Here is a 20,808-nt window from a genome sequence, read left to right on the forward strand (position 1 = left end):
TTAAACGAAACTACTCACCCCAAATATGTTTTCAATAATTTACTTCTTGAATTTTGCTGCAAGCGTCTGATAGCCTTTTCTTTTATCTGTCGCACCCTTTCACGGGTCAAACCAAATTGCTCTCCTATTTCTTCCAGTGTCATTTCCCGACAACCGAGACCGTAAAATAGCCTAATAACGTCGTTCTCTCGCTTTACCAATGTAGCTAATGCACGGTGTATCTCTTTTTCCAGTGATTCTGTCATAAGTGCACAGTCAGCGTTTGGCGAATCGGCATTTACCAAAACATCCAAAAGACTATTGTCTTCGCCATACACAAATGGGGCGTCAACTGAAACATGTCTCCCTGATACTCTGAGCGTATTGGCAACTTTGTTGGCAGGTAACTTCAAGATTTCCGCTAATTCTTCCGGCGATGGTTTTCGTTCATGTTCTTGCTCAAATTTTGCGATAGCTCTATTAATTTTATGCAAGGAACCAATCTGATTCAATGGCAAACGAATAATACGCGATTGTTCTGCAATTGCCTGAATAATTGATTGCCGAATCCACCACACGGCATAGGAAATAAATTTAAACCCACGGGTTTCATCAAACTTCTGACCTGCTTTAATCAAGCCAAGGTTTCCTTCGTTTATTAGATCGGGTAAGCTCAAACCCTTATTTTGGTACTGCTTTGCCACCGATACAACAAATCGTAAGTTAGCTTTTGTTAATTTTTCCAATGCACCCTGGTCGCCTTTTTTAATTCGTTGTGATAATTCAACTTCTTCCTCAATTGTAATAAGTTTTTCCTTACCAACCTCATGTAAATACTTGTCTAACGAAGTATTTTCACGATTAGTAATAGATGTTGTAATCTTTAGCTGTCTCATATAATTTTCCTAAAAAAGTGCAATAGCACATTATGCCACACTAATAAAAGCATGTATTATTTTCCTGCGATCAGTGACTCTGATTTTTAGTGGAAAGGTGGTCCGATTTTTTTCACAGGTACTACTACGAAAGAAATATAGGCTTTGTTACGATGCACAACGTAAGATTTAAATCTAAGCAAAGAATGGCAGTAAAAACCTAGCTAACTGACCCTTGCAAAGATTTCAGCAATGAAAGAGAAGCGAAAAAGAATGCTTCTGTTTGGCTTTATGAATTTAACAAAAGGTTCAACAATAGTCACGGTTGAACTAAAGCTCTGCTCTTATCCGAGGATCATACCAATAATAGTAGCACTCATCAACGAAGCCAGTGTTCCTGCCAACAGTGCCCGCATTCCGTACTGCGACAACAATACACGGCGTTTTGGTGCCAGTGCCCCGATTCCTCCAATCTGAATACCGATTGATGAGAAATTGGCAAAACCACATAATATATATGTAGCCATTATTATCGACTTGGTTTCGGCAAATACTCCCGACGCTTTCAGGTCGGCCAGCGAAACGTATCCGATAAATTCGGTAAGGATAAGTTTTTCTCCCAATAAACGGCCAACCAACGCGATGTCTTCCGGACAAACACCAATCAGCCACATAATTGGTGAAAATGTGTAGCCCAAAATAAACTGCAGCGACAAACTATCATATTTTCCGCCAGTTATATTGGCAATTACACCATTCAAATGGGTCAACTCCCCAATCTTTCCTATACCATAATTGAACATGGCAATAAAAGCAATAAAAGCCAGCAACATTGCTGCCACGTTAACCGCAAGTTTTACCCCCTCCGTTGTTCCGTTGGTTACTGCATCCAAAACATTGCTTCCAATTTTATCGCGGCTAACTTCAATGGTTTTATTGATTTCATCGGTGGGCGGAATCAGCATTTTTGAAAATACAATAGCCGCAGGGGCAGCCATAACGGATGCCGTTAACAGGTGTTTGGCAAATTCAATACGCAATTGCGGATCGTCGCCTCCCAACAACGCAATATAAGCCGCCAACACACCGCCGGCAAGTGTTGCCATTCCTCCTGACATTACCAACAAAATCTCCGACTTACTCATTTTATCGAGATAGGCTTTAATCATCAGCGGCGATTCGGTTTGCCCCAGGAAAATATTTCCTGCCACCGATAGTGCTTCTGCTCCTGAAATCTTCAGGGCTTTTGTAAATACCCAAGCCAGTCCGTAAACCACTTTCTGGATGATTCCCCAATAAAACAGCAAACTGGTTAAGGCCGAGAAAAAGATAATTGTTGGCAATACCTGGAAAAGAAAAATATAACCGTAAGTATCGGCATTCATTAAATCGCCAAGTAAAAAGGTACTCCCCTCTTTTGTAAAGTCAAGGATCTTCACAAAGATTTTTCCAACAAAATCGAAAACGGCCTCAACAACCGGGACATAAAGTACACCCAGCGCCAGCAGAATCTGGATCAACAATCCAATACCGACCGTTCGCCATGGGATATTCCGGCGATCGTTACTAAAAATAAAACCTACAAACACCAACACTACCATTCCCAGCAAACCCCTGAATAAGGTCATAATTGAAAAAGGTGTCTGTCGTTCTTTTGCAAGAAGGATATTCGATGTATCGGTTTGTTGTGCTGCCGCATCGGCTGCCGCCAACATGGTGTCAGCTGCATGAGCGGCCAAAGGATGTAAAAAGAAAATGCCGGCTACAACCACCAGCAACATTATAATGCGTTTCATATTAATATATTTCTTCTTCTTTTCACCCCTATCCCTGCTTCGCAGCGATTGTCCCCTCGAGGGGACAGGAGCCCAACGGGCGACATGGGTGATTTTTGAACTCCCTATAATAAGTTTATTTCTCTCTTTTATTCAGCTCATCGCGAATTATCGATGCTTTTTCATAATCCTCATCTTCAATGGCCTCGCTCAGCAAAACCTGCAACTCGCTTGTTGAATACTGAGCATAAGAAGAGCCCGAAGTTTCCGGTTCATCATCGTCGAACATACTCCTAACCGGCGAATTCTCGTCATCCGATTCAAGCACAATTCCTGCTTTCTGCAAAATCTCTTCCGATGTATAAATTGGGCACCGAAAACGCAGCGCCAGGGCAACTGCATCCGATGTTCGCGAATCAATCCGAATTTCTTTTCCATTCATTTCACACAACAGCTCCGAATAAAAAATACCCTCTTCAAGTTTGTAAATGGTTACTTCCAGAAGAGCAATATCAAAAGCCAAAGCCATGTTTTTTATTAAATCGTGCGTGAGTGGTCGCGGAGGTTTTAATCCCTCCAACTGAATGGCGATAGCCTGTGCCTCAACAGGCCCGATAATGATAGGAATCCTGCGTTCTCCGTCCTCTTCAGCCAACACCAACGCGTAAGCCCCCGATTGGGTCTGGCTTACCGATAATCCTAAAATGTTTAAGCGTATTTTCTGCATACCAACGTTTGCCGTGTATCTTTTCGATGCAAACAAATATAACAATCATTTTGGTTATGTCCGTAATTATTAAAAATGATTTATTTCAAGACGATTCTATGCTGAAAAACATCACCTTAAATCTTGACAATTACCTACAAAAGGTATTAACTTTGTATAGTTCATATTTTTTGTAGTATTTATTAACTAAAGTATAAAAGCCATGAGAAAGTTAAAACCCGATAGAGGTATTCAGGGATTAATTCCGGCAATTGTATCAATTGTATTCTTTTGCCTGATTTTTATTTTTTTCGATCTCCGCGTTGCTTTCACTGCACTCGGTTTACTCATTCTCTCTTATTCGCTGGTCTTCGGATTCTGGTCGTTTTACAAAACAGGCAACTATTATCTGTTGATCAGTGCTTTTTACCTTTTGTCGTTAGGAGGTGTTATGCTATTAATAAAAGTTCCTGAAACGTTAAATAGTCCGGCACCGGTTTTCCCCGACGAATTGAAAGTTGTACTCGTTTTCTTCTACCTGATGATGTTCTGGTTACTGTATGGTTTTATCACCAAACGATTTAATTATCGGGGTCGCGAGGTGTTGGAACTGGCCGCTTGGGATGTGGAAGAAGGACCCGAATCGTATACCGAACGCCCAAGACCGGCGGGAGTAGTAGATTATTCGAAATACGACATTATTGATTTTACTAACCACCTGAAACGAATAATGATTGGTATGACCTACCAGGAAGAAAACAGGGTGCTGATTGTTCCGATTAAACATGGGCACGAATGGGGTGCTTTGTACAATCCGAATTTTAATTACCTGGAAAAGACCTGGATAGCTTTCAATTTCGACGGACAGGTCTCGGTACACATTTCACGAAAAGACTACCTCGATTACAAAGAAGACCTGGCCTTCGACCACCTTTGCGATTCGCTGGGAAAGTTGTTTATCACCTTTGCCGACTTCTATATGCGCAGTGATAAAGTAAGAATTTTAGACCGATTGAATTCTGTTAAACTTGGATTATTTTCGTAGCATGAACTTTGAAGACGCTGCCAGATTTGGCACTTACATATCAAAAAATTATTCGAAAGATATTTTCAGGCTTTTGAACAATTACCGCGACATTTCGGCATCAGAAGCTGCATCGCGACTGGGCATGCACATACAAACCGTTCAGGATTTTCTTGAAGCGATGGCCGACCTGGGAATACTCTCGAAAAAAGAGGCCACCGAACGCAAACGCCCTTATTTTCGCTATTCACTTGAAAAACAAAAAATCGCGTTCGAAATTAACCTACTTGAAGAATTGCAAAATAAAGGCGATAGCACTTTGGAGCAGTCAAAAATACGTGAAAAAAGAAATGCCGGAGTTCGTTTTTCAATGGCTCGCAATGGCCAGTATTTTAGCAACCTTGCAATTTGGGTTGGAAAGGGGCGCGAACGTTCGGAAAAGAAAATCAACCTTACTACTGCACAGGGAAAATTCCTCTACAATTTACCATTTCCTGATGGTGAACATCTTTCTCTTGAAGAGATTCGTGTAAAAGCCGGGATTGAACCGGAACAAATGCCCGAAATAAAAGACCTGATTGAAGATCTAATTCAATACAAAATTATTGAAGTCGCTAGCTGAAGAAGTTGTTATAAAAGTTTCCAACTGTCTTAAACTTTTTCTAAGCGAATTGTAGTTTTTCTCGTTTCGTTGCGACCAACAAGGTGAAACAAAAAAATGAAAGAGCAAAGATCAACGAAAAAGGAATTCAGTGAATTGATCGATAAATACCAGGCGATCATTCATAAAGTAACAAGGGTTTATACCAATGGGCCGGCCGACCGCGATGACCTTTTTCAGGAGATCTGTCTGCAATTGTGGAGATCGTATCCCGGTTTTCGGGAAGAAGCAAAATTCAGTACATGGATGTACAGAGTAGCACTGAATACAGCAATCAGCACTATTCGGAAAACAAAAAACGATCTTCATTTTGAACAACTGCACGATCACGACTGTGTAGAAACGGAACCTTCTGACGAGAAGGAACAAGTTCACCTGCTGTACCGGGCTATCTCGAGATTGAACCGGATCGACAAAGCCATTATTCTGCTTTGGCTCGAAGAAAAAAGTTACGACGAAATAGCCTCGATACTTGGAATCTCAAAAACGAACGTAAGCGTAAAGCTTGTTCGTATTAAGCGAAAACTGGAAGAAATGATTTTCAACCAATAGAGAATTGCCATGAACGATAAAAAACTAAAAGACATGTGGAACAAAACAGAAACCCTGATGGAAGCTTCTGATTATAAAAGCTCGTCCATCGAACAGTTTATTTCGGGACGCTCGAACGACACTACCCAAAAAATAAAGAACATGATCGTTTTTGATATGGTTTTAAAAGCTCTGGCAATACTGTTACTGGCCATCGATTTTGCGCTTTATTTTAGTACCACAAATGTAATGCTGGTAACAGCAGCAGGTATTTTTATACTCATCCCGCTAATTTTTATGCAAAACAAAATGCTGGAACGTTTTAAAGCGGCAGCCGATAACGGGCAAACTATCCGCGACAAACTGGCCTCAATGCTTACTTACCTGAAAACAAAGTTCTTTACCACGTTGCTTTCCGTGTCGGGCACTTACCTGTTTATTTTTATTGCCGGTTCGCTGATGTATTTTTACCTGGCTTACGGTTACGTACGACCACTCGACGGAATCGACTTTGTGGTATTTCTGACTTTTATTCTGATAGGAATTATCCTCAATTTTGTTGTTAACCGGGGACAGGTAAACTACCACATCAAACACATTGAAACATGCCTGAACGACCTCAACGACAAAAACCTGGAATTGGTTTCTGAAAATATTGAACTGCAAAGAAAGCGCGACCGAGCGAATAAAATACTGCTGGCTTTCGTGCTTATAATTGGAATTCTACTGCTTATAATCGTTTTTAAGAATATTGGGTTAATCGTCAAATAACATCGACAGGCCAAAAGGAAGTAAAGTGAATTGAATCGACATAAGATTTTATAGTCAAGGAAGCGGGATGGTGAAATGAAATTCCGCTCCTTTTCCCTTTTCGCTTTCGGCCCAGATTTCGCCGCCATGTTTTTCCACCAGCTCTTTACAAAGAACAAGCCCCAGCCCGGTACCCGTTTCTTCGTTGGTGCCAGCTGTGGAAAAACTTTCGTCTACTTTAAACAGTTTCTTTAGATTTTCATGGCTGATTCCGACGCCGGTATCGGCTACGGTAAAAATATGTTTCCCATTGCTGAATTTGGCTTTAAATGTAATAGTACCGCCTTCGGGAGTAAATTTAATGGCATTGTTTAGCAGGTTCCGAACGATGGTACAAAACATATTCCTGTCGGCTACTAATTCCGTTTTTTCAGGAATTAATTTCACAAGAGTTTGTTTTTTATTCAGTGTACTTAATTCCAGAATCTGTAAAATTTCATCTACACAACGCTCTGCATCAATCGTTTTGGGCTCAAAGGCCACCTTCCTTCGTTGCAGGTTGGCCCAATCCAGCAACTCATTAAGTAAATTATACGTTTTCAGTATACCGCTATAAAGATAATGTGTGTATTCTTTTATATGCTCCGTATTTTCGTTGTCAACCTCTTCTTTCAGCATTTCGCCAAATCCGAGCATGGTGTTAAACGGACTGCGCAGATCGTGTGCAATTATCGAGAAGAACCGATCTTTCGTGGCATTTAAATCCTGCAGTTTCACCAGATTTTTGCGGATTTTTTCTTCGGCTAATTCGCGTCGGTTTATCGAACGAGCCAGTACCCAGGCACCAATTCCACTCAGAATTACCAACAATAAATAAACTACCAGCAACTGCACATTCCTCTCATTTTGGGCTTCGTACAATTCTTCGCGAGGAACAAACGACACTGCTTTCCAAAAATAATCCTTTGTCGCTTTATAAGCTTCCTCTTCGGTCCAGATCAGCGTAGATTCGTTATTCTCTAACGGGTAAATGGTATTAAAAGTAAAAAGTCCCTTTTCATTTTCAAACTGCCCTGACGATTCCGATGAGACAATTTCCCACTCGTCGGGATAGTAATGCTGAAAGTTTACCTCCTTTTTATCATCGAACATAAAACCCCATTCCAACGCTGCATCGGGTGCTTTTAACCAATAGCTATCTTTATTCAGCAACATAAAATGCTCGGTGAAGCGGTGATTGCCTACCGCTTCCGAATTTTTTAACATATACGCTCCCAGGTAGTTGAATACCAGAATTCCGGTTTTTTCACCATTTGCATCAAACATTGGTGTTGCAAACCGCAAAATCGGCTTAAAGGGAATTTCAATTTGTTTGTTTTCAATATTCAAATCGAAAGGAGATACATAAACTGCTCCCTGACCCAGTTTTAAAGTATTCGGAAAATAAGGACGCTCTTTTTTGGTTTGCAAATCTTTGGCTTCAACGAGCACCGGCTCACCGTCGTGTAAATTCACCCGGATTAATTCATCTCCATTAAGATCGATCAAACGAATCTGATCGTAAAGTTGTCGTTCGCGACTTACTTTTTTAAACACAGTTGAAATAACTGCTCTTGTATTTTCATTGTCAGGATTTTGCCACACATCGATAAAAACATTCAGGGTGGCCATAATTTGTAAATCGCCAATTATAAAATTAAGATCGCGATGAATAATCTCAGATTTCATATCGATCTCCGAGCGCTCAGAAGTTAGTGAGATTAATTTTTCAGAGTTATTCTGTACTTCCTTAATTGTAAATACAACGCCGGAAAACAGGACGAACAGGGGAAGAAAAATTCTAAAAAAAAGTTTTAAAATGCGTCTATTCATACTCTGTTTAGAAACGTCGGAAAATGATTCGGCAACGTCTGTTTTTTGAATTTTTGTTCCTTATAAATTTAAACTATAAATCCTGAATAAAAAATCCGTTTCCGCGTTTTAAGCAGATTTGAAGTAACATTTAAGTTTTCAGGAAATTAAACTTGGTGAATCACCGTCAAAAAAGATGTAATTATTTGCTAATTATCTAAAATTAACTACTTTTGCAGTCCGAATTTTGAATCGATCAGGCTCGAATAAGTGAAATCCGGTGCGATATCCGCCTGACGGTGTAAACATTAAAAGTGAAATTATGTACGCGATTGTTGAAATTGCAGGACAGCAATTCAAAGTAGAAAAAGACAAAAAACTTTTCGTACATCACCTGGATGCAGAAGAAGGTGCATCGGTTGATTTCGACAAAGTTTTATTGGTTGACAACGACGGTAAAGTAGCCGTTGGAACTCCAACCGTAGAAGGTGCTAAAGTTACAGCTAAAGTGCTGGAACATGTGAAAGGTGACAAAGTGATTGTATTCAAAAAGAAACGTCGTAAAGGCTATCAGAAAATGAACGGTCACCGTCAACAGTTTACTCAAATTCAAGTAGAAACCATAGTTGGATAACGAATAAAAGAAATTTACCATGGCTCACAAAAAAGGTGTAGGTAGTTCGAAAAACGGACGCGAATCGGAAAGTAAACGACTTGGAGTAAAAATTTACGGAGGTCAGTTTGCAAAAGCTGGTAATATATTAGTTCGCCAGCGTGGTACTCAACATTTTCCAGGCGATAATGTAGGTATGGGAAAAGACCATACATTGTTTGCATTAATCGACGGAACTGTTGTATTTAGAAAAAAGAAAAATAACCGCTCATACATCTCGGTAGCTCCTATCGTTGATGCTGATGTTGCAGTTGCTGAAGCTCCTGCAAAAGCTGCTCCTAAAAAAGAAGCTGCTCCGGTTGTTGAAGAAGTAAAAGAAGAGGCTCCAAAAGCAGAAGCTAAAGGTGACGATCTTACCAAATTAACTGGTGTAGGTCCTAAATTAGCTGAAGTTTTAGTTGAAGGTGGTTTTACCACTTATGCTGAAGTTGCTGCTGCTTCTGTTGAGGCTATTCAGAAAGTTCTTGAAGCTGCTGGAAGCCGTTACGCTTCAAAAGATCCACAACCTTGGATTGAAGAAGCTAAAGGTTTAGCTTAATAATATTTGATAAACCAGAGGGTTTAACCTCCCTCATAGGAAATATAAAACTCCTGTCGGTAACGGCAGGAGTTTTTTTTATGGTAACTTTTGAGTTTTTACTTCAGCGTTTTATCAAGGAAGTCAACCATTATTTTAATCACTTTCGGATCGGAGAAATGACCACCGCCATGATTTGCACCAACTATAGCGTAACGGGTTGATTCTACCCCAGCATTTCTCAGTGCGTTGTGCACCAACAGCGTTTGGCTGGGCGAAACCAGCATATCAGCTGTTCCGTGAATAAAAAGAAAAGGCGGATCGTTTTCATCCACATAATTCACCGGATTCGATTTTGCCACAATTTCCGGTTTGTCGAGAATAGTTAACCCGCTGTTTTTCCCATGTACATAACCGGCTTCGGGAGCATCGCTTGTAAAATGTGCCTCCTCAGCCTCTTTGTCGTAATCGGCACCTATTTTTGTGAGATCCGACAAACCATACACATCGATTGCCGCCTGCACATCGCTGCTTTGTTGAAGGTTAGCTCCCTCCTCAAAATCTTTTACGCCATTTGTTGTACCAGTCATTGCAGTTAGATAACCACCGGCCGATTCGCCCCAAACAGCTACTGTCGCAGAATTCAATCCATATTTTTCGGCATTGGCACGCATAAAACGTATCGCCGCTTTCACATCTTTAACAGCATCGCTATACAAACCATTCGAAACAACATGATATTCAATACTGGCCACCACATAACCTGCTTTGGCAATTTCGCAGCGGTTGTATAAGTTACTGTTTTTGGGCGCCCACATAAAACCTCCGCCGGTTATAAAAATCACACAAGGATAGGTTTTATCATCAGCCGGTCGCACAATATCCATTTTCATCGACATTGGATCGCCGTCTGAACTTTTGGTTTCGTGATAAACAACATCGGCAGTCAGTGTTAAACTTTGCGGAACTTCATCGAGTTTTTTCACTTCACCAGAAATCCCTTCGAGCACAATACTTGTGCTGTTATCACATGGTTTTATTTCAAGCGGAATGAGTAGATTGCCCATCCCAGGGATTTTTTTTCTTTCTTGTCTTTCTTCTTGAGCAAAAAGAATATTTACAGAACTACTTAACAAGACAATTGAGAACAAGATTAAAGCTAGTCTTTTCATGATTTATGAGTTTAATCTCATAAAAATAAACGATTAATTGAATACTCATTAAAATCGGCTGTTTCTTTATTTCACAATCAGGTAATTAAGCTAATGCTATCAGATTTGAAATAACATTTAGGATTATAATAAAGTGCCAATTCATTTATTAAATTTGCAGCCTAATAAATGGAAAAGACATGCTCAACTTAAAATTTATTCAAGACAATCCGGAGTTAGTAGTAGAAAAACTAAAACGCAAGAATTTCGATGCTTCGGAAATTGTTTCAAACATTATAGATCTTAACACCAAAAAAAATAAGCTGCAAGGCGAAGCTGATTCGGCAAAAGCAGAAATGAATAAAATTTCGAAAGAAATTGGTCTGTTATTCCGCGAAGGAAAACAAGAAGAAGCCAATGCAGCAAAAGAACGCACTGCCGAGCTAAAAGAAAACATTAAAAACTTTGATGCTGATTTTGCAGCCATCGAAGCAAAGGTTTACGATTTGCAGGTTCTGTTGCCGAACCTTCCTCACGAATCGGTTCCGGCCGGAAAAGGTGAAGACGATAACGAGGTAATTAAATCGGTTGGAGAAATTCCAACCTTGCACGATAAAGCTCTTCCTCACTGGGAATTGGCCGACAAATACAAGCTGATTGATTTTGAACTGGGAGTTAAAATTACCGGAGCAGGATTTCCTGTTTACCGAGGAAAAGGAGCACAACTACAACGTGCATTAATTAATTTCTTTTTGGCCGAAGCATCAAAAGCCGGTTACGAAGAAATTCAACCACCACTTGCAGTTAATGAAGCTTCGGGTTTTGGAACCGGACAGTTGCCCGATAAAGAAGGACAAATGTACCACGTTACCGAGGACAACCTGTACCTGATTCCAACAGCAGAAGTTCCGGTTACAAATATTTACCGCGATGTGATTCTGGATGCCAAAGACCTGCCCTACAAAAACACCGCTTACAGTGCTTGTTTCCGTCGCGAAGCCGGTTCGTACGGTAAAGATGTTCGAGGGTTGAACCGTTTGCACCAGTTCGATAAAGTAGAGATCGTACAAGTCGCACATCCAGATAAATCGTACGAAACACTCGACAGCATGGTGGCACACGTTGAAGGTTTGGTTGCCAAATTGGGCTTGCCTTACCGTATTCTTCGTTTGTGTGGTGGTGATATTAGTTTTGCATCGGCTTTAACTTTCGATTTTGAAGTGTTCTCTACAGCACAGGAAAAATGGCTGGAAGTTAGTTCGGTTTCAAATTTCGAATCGTTCCAGGCCAACCGTCTGAAATTACGTTTCCGCGAAGAAGGTGTGAAAAAACCACAAATTGCACACACGCTTAACGGAAGTGCACTGGCATTGCCACGTATTGTTGCGGCATTGCTCGAGAACAACCAAACTCCTGAAGGAATTAAAATTCCTGAGGTACTGGTTCCTTACACTGGTTTTGATATTATCAACTAGATAATCAATCCCCCTTTAATTCCCCCTTCGCCAAGGGGGACGTCCTCCTTTGAAAAGGAGGTGGCCGTCTTCAGACGGACGGAGGATTGAAAATAAAAAGCCCGGAAGAAAAAATCTTCCGGGCTTTTTTATGGTGAGTACTCAGTACTCTGGTTTTATCACTTAATTCACTTCTCCGTTAGCTACCAGCCACTCAGCAATCTGAACAGCATTTAACGCAGCTCCTTTTTTAATCTGATCGCCAACACACCAGAAAGTAATGCTGTTCGGGTCAGTAACATCCTGACGGATACGACCTACATAAACATCGTCTTTACCCGAAACGAACAACGGCATTGGATACTCGTTTTTCGCCGGATTGTCGATTACCGTTAAACCTTCAAATGCTTCGAATGCTTCAGTAACAGCTTCGGCAGTTAATGGCTCTTCAGTCTCCACCCAAATAGCTTCAGAGTGTGCACGAGCCACAGGAATACGCACACACGTTGCGCTAACCTCTGCTTCTGTATGCATAATCTTCTTGGTCTCCCAATTCATTTTCATCTCTTCCTTGGTGTAATCATTATCAAGGAAAACATCAATGTGCGGGATAATATTCATGGCCAGCTGATGCGCAAATTTGTTGACAGTAACCGGCTTGCCTTCCACTACTTCTTTGGCTTGTTCTTCCAACTCAGCAATACCTTGTGCACCCGCACCACTTGCTGCCTGGTAAGTAGCCACGCGAACACGTTTGATCTTCGACATGTCTTCGATCGGTTTCAGTGCCACAACCATCTGAATAGTAGAACAGTTCGGATTGGCAATAATATTGCGCGGACGAACTTTCGAATCTTCAGCATTTACTTCAGGCACTACCAATGGCACGTCGTCGTCGTAACGGAAGGCACTTGAGTTGTCGATCATAATTGCTCCGTGTTTGGTAATCGTTTCAGCATATTCTTTTGAAACGCCGGCACCTGCCGAAGTCAACGCGATATCGATATCTTTAAAATCGTCGCCGTGTTTGAGTTCTTTAACTGTAAGCTGTTTACCCTTAAATTCGTAAGTTTTGCCGGCACTTCTTGCCGAACCAAAAATTACCAACTCGTCCATGGGGAAATCCCGCTCTGCAAGTACTTTCAGGAACTCCTGTCCAACAGCACCGCTAACTCCAACAATTGCAACTTTCATGTTAATTCAATTTTTAAAAATTAAAGTCTATTTCTGTCTAAATGTGGGCCAAAGTTAGTATTTTGCTTGTAATTGTAAATGCTATGAAACCCAATCTTCTAAAATTATTAACATACTCTTTCATCCTGTCTTTCAGCCCGATAAATGCCCAGGAAATCTGGCACGAGAGTTTTTCTGTTCCGGAGAAAGGGGTTTGGGGAAGCAACGATGCAGATTACATCAAGACTGATTTTGAAGGAATTACGAAATGGTCGCTTGATTATTCAAATGCATTCCCTGTTGATTCAGAAGATTATGCAAAAACAGTTACAACAGCGGGGGGACGATTTGAATGCAAGGACATTAACGGTGAAGTAATTTGGTATTCCGAAAAAATTGAAATTGCCGATTATAAAAATGTAACAATTCAATTTATTGCCACAGAAACAGGAAGCGGAGACAACCAAGACACAAAATTCCTGCAAGCTTTTTATCAATTAGATAATAATTCAGAACAACCGTTTGAGATCAATAGCGAAAAGCGAGGGAATTGGGGAACCGACACTATTTCTCAGTTAGATATAAATGGAAACAGTTTGCAAATAATCGTTCATATAGGCAATTTCTATTCCGCAGATAAGATAATCCTTGACGAAGTGATTGTATCGGGCGAAGAAAAAAATCCGGTGATCATTAATCCCGGAGACCTTATACTGAACGAAGTACTTTTTAATCCTGTTACCGATGGCGAAGATTATGTGGAGATTTTCAATAACTCCACAAAAGAAATTCCGCTGAATAAACTTTACCTGGCATCGCGCGACAACGATTCGGAATTGACTCAAGTATATGCGCTCACTAGCGACAAATTAAAACTGCTTCCCCACGAATACCTGGCACTTACAAAAGATACGCTTGGTGTATTTCCATGGTTCACCATTCACTGTCCGGAGTGTTTTCTGCAAATGGAGAAATTCCCTTCGTTTAACAACGATGAAGATTACGTTGTTTTGCTAAACAATGACCTGGAGATTATCGACGAATTTTACTACTACGAAAAAATGCACTCGCCAATTTTCTACGACCGTGAAGGAATTGCACTCGAACGTATTTCGTTTTCGAAGCCAACAAACGACGTTTCTAACTGGCACTCGGCTTCCACACAGTCGGGCTATGGAACTCCGGGTTATCAGAATTCACAATTAATGAACGGGGAAGCACAAAAAGTATCTGTAACTTTTCAACCGGAATCCTTTTCACCCAACAATGATGGATACAACGACTCCTACTCGATCGATCTTTTAATGGACAGCCCCGGTTATTTTTGCAATATTCTGATCTTCGACTCAGCAGGACGCCGCCTTTGCAAACTCGCTGATAATGCAGTTTTGGGAACACACGAACAAATTAGCTGGAATGGTGAAGACGAAGATGGGAACCGCCTGCCAATCGGTCCATATATTGTAATGGTTGAAGTTTTTAATACCGAAGGAAATGTTGAGCGTTTTAAAGACGGAGTGGTTTTAACCGACCGGTTCTAGGGATGTGCGGTTTTTAACCGCAGCTTATTTAGGCGGTTAAAAACCGCATATCCCCAAGAATTACATACCTAATTTGCTTAGGTATTATATTTTTCATAATTTTAATCCATGCAAAAAAACAATCTGTATAAAGGCAGCCTTTCAACTATTGTGCTTTCACTGTTAAAAGAGCAGGGCAAAATGTATGGTTACCAGATTACTCGCGAGGTGGAAAAAATTACCAACGGACAGTTAAAAGTTACTGAAGGAGCGCTCTACCCCACTCTGCACAAACTGGAAGCAAAAGGACTTCTAAGTGTTGAAATGGCCAAAGTAAACAACCGGGTGCGCAAGTACTATTTTATTACCGAAAAAGGGAAAAAAGAAACTGCCAACCTGCTGAATGAAATGAAAAGTTTCATTTCGAACATGGAAGTACTGATTAACCCAAAACTGGCATAAATGAACCGAACAATTACAAACGAACAAACCGATCAACTCTTCCAGTTTTGCCGCGATCATTACGTGAATCACTACGATATTCAAGTTGAATTGGTCGATCACCTGGCTTCGGCAATTGAAGAACAATGGGAACAAAATCCGGATTTGAGTTTTCATGAAGGATTAAAAAACTCGTTTAAAAAATTCGGGATATATGGTTTTAGCAAAATAAAAGTTCAAAAAGAAAAAGAACTCCGGAGAAAATACAACCGCCTGTTATGGCACTTTATTTTGGAGTATTACCGCTGGCCAAAAGTGATCACAACTTTTGTATGTACACTTGGCTTGTTTTTGCTGTTCCAAGTCGTCGATCAAACCATCTGGATTGTTTTAAGCTATGCAGCACTGGTGTTTTTTGGTGTCCTTGGTTATCACTTTTTTGTATTTAAAAAATTCAAATTAAAGATTATACCCGGGAAAACATTTTTACTGTCGGAACAATTTGAAAAAGTTAATTCAGCAAATGTTATAGCTTCCCAACTTCCGAATATAAGCTACCAGGCTTTTAATATGATGGAAACAAAAACGGTTGATAATACATGGATACTTTTGGCATTGTCATTTTTTATGGTAGCCCTGGCCGTTTTACTTTACGGACAACTTTTCTATGTCCCACAAAAGATAAAAGAACACTTTTTAGAACAATATGCAGAATTTGCTTTGTAACTTTTTCAAGGTGCGACTGACAAACAAATAAGAAAAACAAAAAACAATAACCACTCAATTTAAAATGAAACGAAACTTCTTCTACTTTGCCTGGCGTGAATTTCTACGTTCGGCATCGAAAAACAAAAACATGGCCACGAAGGGAGTACTTATCTTCTTTGCCATCTATTTTTCGCTGGTGGCTTTTTTTATGGGCTTCCAGCTTACCGAAAATTTAAAAGATCTTGAAAATCCGGTGCAGACATTTAATTCCCTGCTGTTGATCTATTTTGGGTACGAGCTCGTTCTGCGAATTATGATCCAGAACCTGCCAACTTTTGGTTTTCAACCCTTTTTACTTTTGCCGGTAAAACGTACGCGTATTGCGCGCTACATGCTCAACAAATCGTTGCTGCATTTTTTTAATGTTATGCCTTTAATACTCGGGCTGCCGTTTGTTATCCGCATTGCTGCACCAACACTGGCGCCAACCGTATTCTGGGGCTGGCTGGCAGCACTGTTTTTTATGATTTTCGTTAACCATTTTCTGGCCCTGTACATTAAGTGGCGAACCAACGAATCGGATATCCTTTTCTACAGTTTCCTGGGATTGGCAGCCGGTTTAACTGCTATCGACTATTTTAACATTGTCGACCTGACCGGCGGCTTTGGAAAACTCTTCGATTTTGTTGTGGCAAATCCATACGCAGCAGTCATCTTCCCGCTTGCAATTGTTGCCTTGTACTTTTTAAACCAATCGTATATCAACAGTCGATTTTATCTCGACGAACTCAGCAAAAAGAAAAAACAAGGATCGGCTCACGATTTTTCGTGGTTGAACAACGTGGGAGACTACGGAAAAATGTTATCACTTGAGGTAAAAATGATAATGCGTAACAAACGCCCGAAAAATACGGCCATGATGTCGGTACTATTCCTGTTTTACGGACTTCTGATCTACAAAACCGATGGAGCAGGAGAAGAAGTACCGGAATTTATTCTGGTTCTTGGCGGTATGTTTATGACGGGTGTTTTCAGTATGATGTACGGACAGTTTTTCCCGGCATGGCACGGTAAATATTACCCGCTGTTAATGGCACAAAATGTTCGAATGAAACAAGTCATCCAGTCTGCTTTTTTCCTGATGGCAGTAACAAACGTTGTTTATTATCTGCTTTCGCTGGGTTACATGTACATTTCGCCAAAAGTGCTGTACATTCATTTAGTGGTTATGCTTTACAATGTTGGTGTAAACTCGTGGGTTATTTTTGCACTCGGACTGAACAGTAAAAAGGCCATTGAATTAAACCAGCGGGCAGCATTTAACTACCAGGGCGTCGGCGCTACACAGTGGTTAATGAGTTTTCCTGTTATTTTTGGTCCGGTGGCGCTATTTGGATTGCTGTCGTGGGCTTTTGGAAATATTGCTGCTTATGTCGTTTTTGGTTCTTTGGGCATTATCGGAATCATCCTTCACCCGCGCCTGATCGACTACTTTACCGGTCAATACCTGAAACGCAAACACAGAATGATTTATCATTATAAATCGAGCTAACAGGAAACAAACACTAAAAACAATCATCAACAGAAATAAATTACACATCATGATACAAGTAAATAACTTACAAAAAATATACAACGGAACAACTGTTCTGAATTTGGAAGAATTAAGCATTGCAAAAGGCGAAGTATTTGGCCTCGTTGGAAATAACGGCGCCGGAAAAACAACCTTCTTTTCACTGGTTCTCGACTTGATTAGGGCCAATAAAGGCGAGGTAGTAATTAACGGAATCCAGGTTTCAAAAACCGAAGACTGGAAAGAATTGGTAGCGGCTTACATCGACGAAAGTTTTACAATTGGCTACCTCACTCCCGACGAATACTTTGAGTTTATTGGCGAGTTACGCGGAATGAACACCAAAGATGTTTCGAACTTTCTGGAAGCGTACACCGACTTTTTTAAAGATGAAATTTTAGGTAAAAAGAAATTTATCCGCGACCTGTCGAAAGGAAACCAGAAAAAAGTTGGCGTTGTTGGCGCCCTGCTCGGAAATCCGGAAGTAATAGTTTTAGACGAACCATTTGCCAACCTCGATCCATCGTCGCAGTACCAGTTACGCAATATCATTAAAGAGTATTCGAAACAAAAGGAAAAAACGTTGTTGATCTCGAGCCACGATCTCGACCATGTTGCCGATGTTTGCTCACGCATTGTTATTCTCGACAAAGGCGAAGTTGTTCGCGACGTGGAAAAAACAGAATCTACACTGGCCGATTTGGAAGAATTCTTTACCGGAGTGCGTAAAGAAGAATCGCTAGCCGACTAGTAAAAATCCCCACACACTTTATATTATATGCTGTGCAATAGGAGAATAGGATTAAGTTAGATTTTTCACTATTTTTATTTTCCTTTTAAAATTGTTTTGAACGAATGGAAAATCACGATCAGCAAATTGAACAAGCCTATTCTAAAATGGCGCAACTCTGCAGCCGCTCAGAGCAATGCTCTGCAGATATCCGTAAAAAAATTCTGGCCTACGAAATTGTAGACGAAATTGTGGATGAAATCATCGAAAAACTGATCGAGGAAAAGTACATCGACGACGAACGTTATGCGAGGGCCTATGTTAACGACAAGTTCAAATTCAACAAATGGGGCCGTGTAAAAATGCGCTATTACCTGCACCAAAAAGGACTTTCTGATGCCACCATTGAAAAAGGCCTTGAAAAAATCGATGACGAAAAATACGTCAAGTTGCTGGTAAAAACCATGAAAGACAAAGCCAAAACCATTAAAAAGAAAGACAAATTCACAAAAATGGGGCAAATAATCCGTTACACCCAAAGCCGTGGTTTTGAACCGGAATTAATTCACCGACACATGAATGAAGTGTTGGATTAATTTAAATGTTACGGAGTTACAATTCCAAACTTTTATTGCACCCTCATCGTCTATTCGCTTTAATCTTGTCCGTTTAATGGATCAAAGCCTGAAGTTCTGTTCCTTCAATAAACTAATTTCATCCTTTTTTGTCTTTATTATAAAATCCGGTTCTGCGATTTCAAATAAAAAATTTTGCCAAATGGATAGAAATAAGTTTTTGAGAAAGAGTATTGCAGCTTTTGGAACCATTGTTGCGTTGCCAACTGCTATTTCGGCATGTTCAAAATCAAATGATGAAATTACAAATATCGAATCAGGCGAATGTCATCTCTCCCCTTCAGAAACAGCTGGCCCGTTTCCAATAAAATCGCCGGCTGATCTGGCACGTGCCAACATTATCTCAGATAGAACCGGTGTAGCCCTGCTAGTCACGCTAACAGTTGTCGACCAAAGCAATAGCTGTGCGTCTTTGGCTGATGTTTATGTCGATTTGTGGCATTGCGATGCTGACGGAAACTACTCGCAATACGGAGGAATTCAGATGCAACAAACCGATTACACCGATAAAAACTTTTTGCGCGGTAGACAAACTACCGATTCAAATGGGCAGGTATCATTTATAAGTATTTTTCCGGGATGGTACCCAAGCCGTGCTCCACACATTCATATTGAGGTGCTCGACAACGAAGAAAATTCGCTACGCGTAACTCAAATTGCTTTTCCAAAAGAAGTTTGCGATACTGTTTATGCAAGCACCGGATATAATGGTGAAGCCGACACCCAAAATGAGAGCGATAATGTTTTTGCCAACAGTATCGAAGGAAATATGCTTGACTCAATAACAGGCAACACAACAGACGGATACACCCTATTAAAAACAATTGTTGTTTAAATCCACCAATGATTGCTGCGATAAAATTCTTCCGGCTATTAATTGCCTGAATTCAATTTTGCTACCTTTGCAATCCACAAAAAAAGTTATAAATGATCTTAAAGGAACAGGTAAAAGACCTTGTTGAGCGCCGGGATGCGCTGAGGAGGCATCTTTGACTACGATGCAAAGTTAGTTGAACTGGAAGAAGAAGAATTAAAAACCCAGGATCCTGAATTCTGGAATAATCCCAAAGAAGCCGAAGCCCAAATGAAAAAGATCCGCACCGTAAAAGTGTGGACCGACGGTTTTAAAAAAGTACACGAAGCCACAGAAGACTTTTTGGTTCTCTACGAATTTTTCGAAATGGAGGAAGCCAGCGAAGAAGAAGTTGATGCGTCATTTGCTGAAACAGTTACACTGATAGAAGAGCTTGAAACGCAAAATATGCTTCGCAACGAAGAAGACCGTTTGGGAGCAGTGCTGCGCATAAATGCAGGCGCCGGTGGTACGGAAAGTAACGATTGGGCCGACATGCTTTTCCGGATGTACACCCGCTGGATTGAAAAACAGGGCTACAAAATGAAAATAGCCGACATGCAAGCCGGCGACGAAGTTGGTGTAAAAAGCTGCACCATCGAAATTGAAGGTGAATTTGCTTACGGCTACCTGAAAAGCGAAAACGGCGTACACCGTTTGGTTCGTCTATCGCCATTTAACGCACAAAACAAACGCATGACTTCGTTCACCTCGGTTTATGTGGCTCCGTTGGTTGACGATTCGATTGAAATCGAAATCAATCCTGCAGATATTACCTGGGACACTTTCAGAAGTGGCGGTGCCGGCGGACAGAACGTTAACAAGGTGGAAACCGGTGTTCGTTTGAAACACGCTCCAACCGGAATCACCATTGAAAATACCGAAAGCCGTTCACAGCTGGGGAACAAAGAAAATGCATTGCGGCTTCTGAAATCGCAGCTTTACGAGATGGAATTGCGTAAACGCCATGAAAAAACTGCCGAGATAGAATCGCAGAAAAAGAAGATCGAATGGGGTTCGCAAATCAGATCGTATGTGTTGCAACCCTACAAAATGGTGAAAGACTTAAGGACCAGTTTTGAAACCGGAAATGTGAATGCGGTACTTGATGGCGAACTCGACGGATTTATCAAAGCATATCTTATGGAATTTGGCGGGCAATAAAACGCCGAAAACCCGCTTTATTCTTGCTTTTTTCACGGGCTTTTCACATCTTGTAAAGGTCAAT

Annotated in this window: 21 protein-coding genes; 15 read left to right on the forward strand and 6 right to left on the reverse strand. The window is 40.7% G+C overall.

Annotation, left to right across the window (positions count from 1 at the left end; all coding sequences use genetic code 11):
- Positions 1-14 precede the first annotated feature (14 nt).
- The 3 genes from SLH46_RS19410 to SLH46_RS19420 all read right to left on the reverse strand — a co-directional run bounded on the left by SLH46_RS19410 (position 15) and on the right by SLH46_RS19420 (position 3,356).
- A complete protein-coding gene (locus SLH46_RS19410) occupies positions 15-875 on the reverse strand; it encodes a sigma-70 family RNA polymerase sigma factor (RefSeq protein WP_320282884.1) in 861 nt (286 codons plus the stop codon).
- Between the two features lie 323 nt (positions 876-1,198).
- Positions 1,199-2,650, reverse strand: a complete 1,452-nt coding sequence (locus tag SLH46_RS19415; RefSeq protein ID WP_320282885.1) for a NupC/NupG family nucleoside CNT transporter — start codon at positions 2,648-2,650, stop codon at positions 1,199-1,201.
- A 115-nt stretch (positions 2,651-2,765) separates the two neighbouring features.
- Positions 2,766-3,356 carry a bifunctional nuclease family protein gene (locus SLH46_RS19420; protein WP_320282886.1) on the reverse strand — a complete coding sequence of 197 codons (591 nt, stop codon included), beginning with the start codon at positions 3,354-3,356 and terminating at the stop codon, positions 2,766-2,768.
- Positions 3,357-3,558: 202 nt separating this feature from the next.
- Here SLH46_RS19420 and SLH46_RS19425 point away from each other — a divergent pair, with 202 nt between their 5' ends.
- From SLH46_RS19425 to SLH46_RS19440, 4 genes are all read left to right on the forward strand, one after another.
- Positions 3,559-4,380 (forward strand): hypothetical protein, encoded by an 822-nt coding sequence (locus SLH46_RS19425; RefSeq protein ID WP_320282887.1) that lies wholly within the window; start codon positions 3,559-3,561, stop codon positions 4,378-4,380.
- Position 4,381: 1 nt separating this feature from the next.
- Positions 4,382-4,981 carry an HVO_A0114 family putative DNA-binding protein gene (locus SLH46_RS19430; protein ID WP_320282888.1) on the forward strand — a complete coding sequence of 200 codons (600 nt, stop codon included), beginning with the start codon at positions 4,382-4,384 and terminating at the stop codon, positions 4,979-4,981.
- A gap of 96 nt (positions 4,982-5,077) precedes the next feature.
- The gene (locus tag SLH46_RS19435; protein WP_320282889.1) at positions 5,078-5,572 is read left to right on the forward strand and encodes an RNA polymerase sigma factor; all 495 of its coding nucleotides are present in this window, start codon (positions 5,078-5,080) and stop codon (positions 5,570-5,572) included.
- 9 nt (positions 5,573-5,581) lie between these two features.
- The gene (locus SLH46_RS19440; RefSeq protein ID WP_320282890.1) at positions 5,582-6,322 is read left to right on the forward strand and encodes a hypothetical protein; all 741 of its coding nucleotides are present in this window, start codon (positions 5,582-5,584) and stop codon (positions 6,320-6,322) included.
- A gap of 54 nt (positions 6,323-6,376) precedes the next feature.
- On the opposite strand, the gene SLH46_RS19445 is transcribed toward SLH46_RS19440, so the two are convergent.
- Positions 6,377-8,173, reverse strand: coding sequence for a sensor histidine kinase (locus SLH46_RS19445; protein WP_320282891.1), 1,797 nt, complete (start codon positions 8,171-8,173; stop codon positions 6,377-6,379).
- 301 nt (positions 8,174-8,474) lie between these two features.
- On the opposite strand from SLH46_RS19445, the gene rplU reads away from it, so the two are divergent.
- On the forward strand, positions 8,475-8,786 hold the full coding sequence (gene rplU, locus SLH46_RS19450; protein WP_320282892.1) for a 50S ribosomal protein L21: 312 nt from the start codon (positions 8,475-8,477) through the stop codon (positions 8,784-8,786).
- A 19-nt stretch (positions 8,787-8,805) separates the two neighbouring features.
- The gene (gene rpmA, locus SLH46_RS21735; RefSeq protein WP_442873572.1) at positions 8,806-9,363 is read left to right on the forward strand and encodes a 50S ribosomal protein L27; all 558 of its coding nucleotides are present in this window, start codon (positions 8,806-8,808) and stop codon (positions 9,361-9,363) included.
- Positions 9,364-9,461: 98 nt separating this feature from the next.
- Here the strand turns inward: rpmA and SLH46_RS19465 are convergent, their stop codons facing one another.
- Positions 9,462-10,514, reverse strand: coding sequence for an alpha/beta hydrolase (locus SLH46_RS19465; RefSeq protein WP_320282893.1), 1,053 nt, complete (start codon positions 10,512-10,514; stop codon positions 9,462-9,464).
- Positions 10,515-10,693: 179 nt separating this feature from the next.
- Between SLH46_RS19465 and serS the strand changes: the two genes are divergently transcribed.
- Entirely contained in the window at positions 10,694-11,968 is a 1,275-nt protein-coding gene (gene serS / locus SLH46_RS19470; RefSeq protein ID WP_320282894.1) for a serine--tRNA ligase, read from the forward strand.
- Positions 11,969-12,130: 162 nt separating this feature from the next.
- On the opposite strand, the gene SLH46_RS19475 is transcribed toward serS, so the two are convergent.
- Positions 12,131-13,141, reverse strand: a complete 1,011-nt coding sequence (locus tag SLH46_RS19475) for an aspartate-semialdehyde dehydrogenase (RefSeq protein ID WP_320282895.1) — start codon at positions 13,139-13,141, stop codon at positions 12,131-12,133.
- A gap of 83 nt (positions 13,142-13,224) precedes the next feature.
- Between SLH46_RS19475 and SLH46_RS19480 the strand changes: the two genes are divergently transcribed.
- From SLH46_RS19480 to prfB, 8 genes are all read left to right on the forward strand, one after another.
- Complete coding sequence (locus SLH46_RS19480) at positions 13,225-14,661, forward strand: gliding motility-associated C-terminal domain-containing protein (RefSeq protein WP_320282896.1); 1,437 nt, start codon at positions 13,225-13,227, stop codon at positions 14,659-14,661.
- 108 nt (positions 14,662-14,769) lie between these two features.
- Complete coding sequence (locus tag SLH46_RS19485) at positions 14,770-15,102, forward strand: PadR family transcriptional regulator (RefSeq protein ID WP_319272440.1); 333 nt, start codon at positions 14,770-14,772, stop codon at positions 15,100-15,102.
- Positions 15,103-15,807: a hypothetical protein gene (locus tag SLH46_RS19490; RefSeq protein WP_320282897.1), complete on the forward strand. Its 705-nt coding sequence runs from the start codon at positions 15,103-15,105 to the stop codon at positions 15,805-15,807. It abuts the gene before it with no gap.
- Between the two features lie 64 nt (positions 15,808-15,871).
- Positions 15,872-17,341, forward strand: a complete 1,470-nt coding sequence (locus SLH46_RS19495) for a DUF5687 family protein (protein ID WP_320282898.1) — start codon at positions 15,872-15,874, stop codon at positions 17,339-17,341.
- Between the two features lie 49 nt (positions 17,342-17,390).
- Complete coding sequence (locus SLH46_RS19500; protein ID WP_320282899.1) at positions 17,391-18,113, forward strand: ABC transporter ATP-binding protein; 723 nt, start codon at positions 17,391-17,393, stop codon at positions 18,111-18,113.
- 104 nt (positions 18,114-18,217) lie between these two features.
- On the forward strand, positions 18,218-18,688 hold the full coding sequence (locus tag SLH46_RS19505) for a regulatory protein RecX (RefSeq protein ID WP_320282900.1): 471 nt from the start codon (positions 18,218-18,220) through the stop codon (positions 18,686-18,688).
- Between the two features lie 181 nt (positions 18,689-18,869).
- Entirely contained in the window at positions 18,870-19,562 is a 693-nt protein-coding gene (locus SLH46_RS19510) for a dioxygenase family protein (protein ID WP_320282901.1), read from the forward strand.
- A 92-nt stretch (positions 19,563-19,654) separates the two neighbouring features.
- Positions 19,655-20,744 (forward strand): peptide chain release factor 2 gene (gene prfB / locus SLH46_RS19515; protein ID WP_320282902.1). Its coding sequence is split into 2 segments (ribosomal slippage): positions 19,655-19,717 and positions 19,719-20,744, totalling 1,089 coding nucleotides; the frame shifts between segments, so codons are not numbered across the junction.
- The last annotated feature ends 64 nt before the right edge of the window (positions 20,745-20,808 follow it).

The organism is Draconibacterium sp. IB214405, assembly GCF_033963885.1.
Taxonomy (GTDB): domain Bacteria; phylum Bacteroidota; class Bacteroidia; order Bacteroidales; family Prolixibacteraceae; genus Draconibacterium.

Excerpts from the sequence above, each read along its gene's own strand:
- SLH46_RS19410 (WP_320282884.1), bottom strand. The coding sequence starts at position 875 with ATGAGACAGCTAAAGATTACAACATCTATTACTAATCGTGAAAATACT.
- SLH46_RS19415 (WP_320282885.1), bottom strand. The coding sequence starts at position 2,650 with ATGAAACGCATTATAATGTTGCTGGTGGTTGTAGCCGGCATTTTCTTT.
- SLH46_RS19420 (WP_320282886.1), bottom strand. The coding sequence starts at position 3,356 with ATGCAGAAAATACGCTTAAACATTTTAGGATTATCGGTAAGCCAGACC.
- SLH46_RS19425 (WP_320282887.1), top strand. The coding sequence starts at position 3,559 with ATGAGAAAGTTAAAACCCGATAGAGGTATTCAGGGATTAATTCCGGCA.
- SLH46_RS19430 (WP_320282888.1), top strand. The coding sequence starts at position 4,382 with ATGAACTTTGAAGACGCTGCCAGATTTGGCACTTACATATCAAAAAAT.
- SLH46_RS19435 (WP_320282889.1), top strand. The coding sequence starts at position 5,078 with ATGAAAGAGCAAAGATCAACGAAAAAGGAATTCAGTGAATTGATCGAT.
- SLH46_RS19440 (WP_320282890.1), top strand. The coding sequence starts at position 5,582 with ATGAACGATAAAAAACTAAAAGACATGTGGAACAAAACAGAAACCCTG.
- SLH46_RS19445 (WP_320282891.1), bottom strand. The coding sequence starts at position 8,173 with ATGAATAGACGCATTTTAAAACTTTTTTTTAGAATTTTTCTTCCCCTG.
- rplU (WP_320282892.1), top strand. The coding sequence starts at position 8,475 with ATGTACGCGATTGTTGAAATTGCAGGACAGCAATTCAAAGTAGAAAAA.
- rpmA (WP_442873572.1), top strand. The coding sequence starts at position 8,806 with ATGGCTCACAAAAAAGGTGTAGGTAGTTCGAAAAACGGACGCGAATCG.
- SLH46_RS19465 (WP_320282893.1), bottom strand. The coding sequence starts at position 10,514 with ATGAAAAGACTAGCTTTAATCTTGTTCTCAATTGTCTTGTTAAGTAGT.
- serS (WP_320282894.1), top strand. The coding sequence starts at position 10,694 with ATGCTCAACTTAAAATTTATTCAAGACAATCCGGAGTTAGTAGTAGAA.
- SLH46_RS19475 (WP_320282895.1), bottom strand. The coding sequence starts at position 13,141 with ATGAAAGTTGCAATTGTTGGAGTTAGCGGTGCTGTTGGACAGGAGTTC.
- SLH46_RS19480 (WP_320282896.1), top strand. The coding sequence starts at position 13,225 with ATGAAACCCAATCTTCTAAAATTATTAACATACTCTTTCATCCTGTCT.
- SLH46_RS19485 (WP_319272440.1), top strand. The coding sequence starts at position 14,770 with ATGCAAAAAAACAATCTGTATAAAGGCAGCCTTTCAACTATTGTGCTT.
- SLH46_RS19490 (WP_320282897.1), top strand. The coding sequence starts at position 15,103 with ATGAACCGAACAATTACAAACGAACAAACCGATCAACTCTTCCAGTTT.
- SLH46_RS19495 (WP_320282898.1), top strand. The coding sequence starts at position 15,872 with ATGAAACGAAACTTCTTCTACTTTGCCTGGCGTGAATTTCTACGTTCG.
- SLH46_RS19500 (WP_320282899.1), top strand. The coding sequence starts at position 17,391 with ATGATACAAGTAAATAACTTACAAAAAATATACAACGGAACAACTGTT.
- SLH46_RS19505 (WP_320282900.1), top strand. The coding sequence starts at position 18,218 with ATGGAAAATCACGATCAGCAAATTGAACAAGCCTATTCTAAAATGGCG.
- SLH46_RS19510 (WP_320282901.1), top strand. The coding sequence starts at position 18,870 with ATGGATAGAAATAAGTTTTTGAGAAAGAGTATTGCAGCTTTTGGAACC.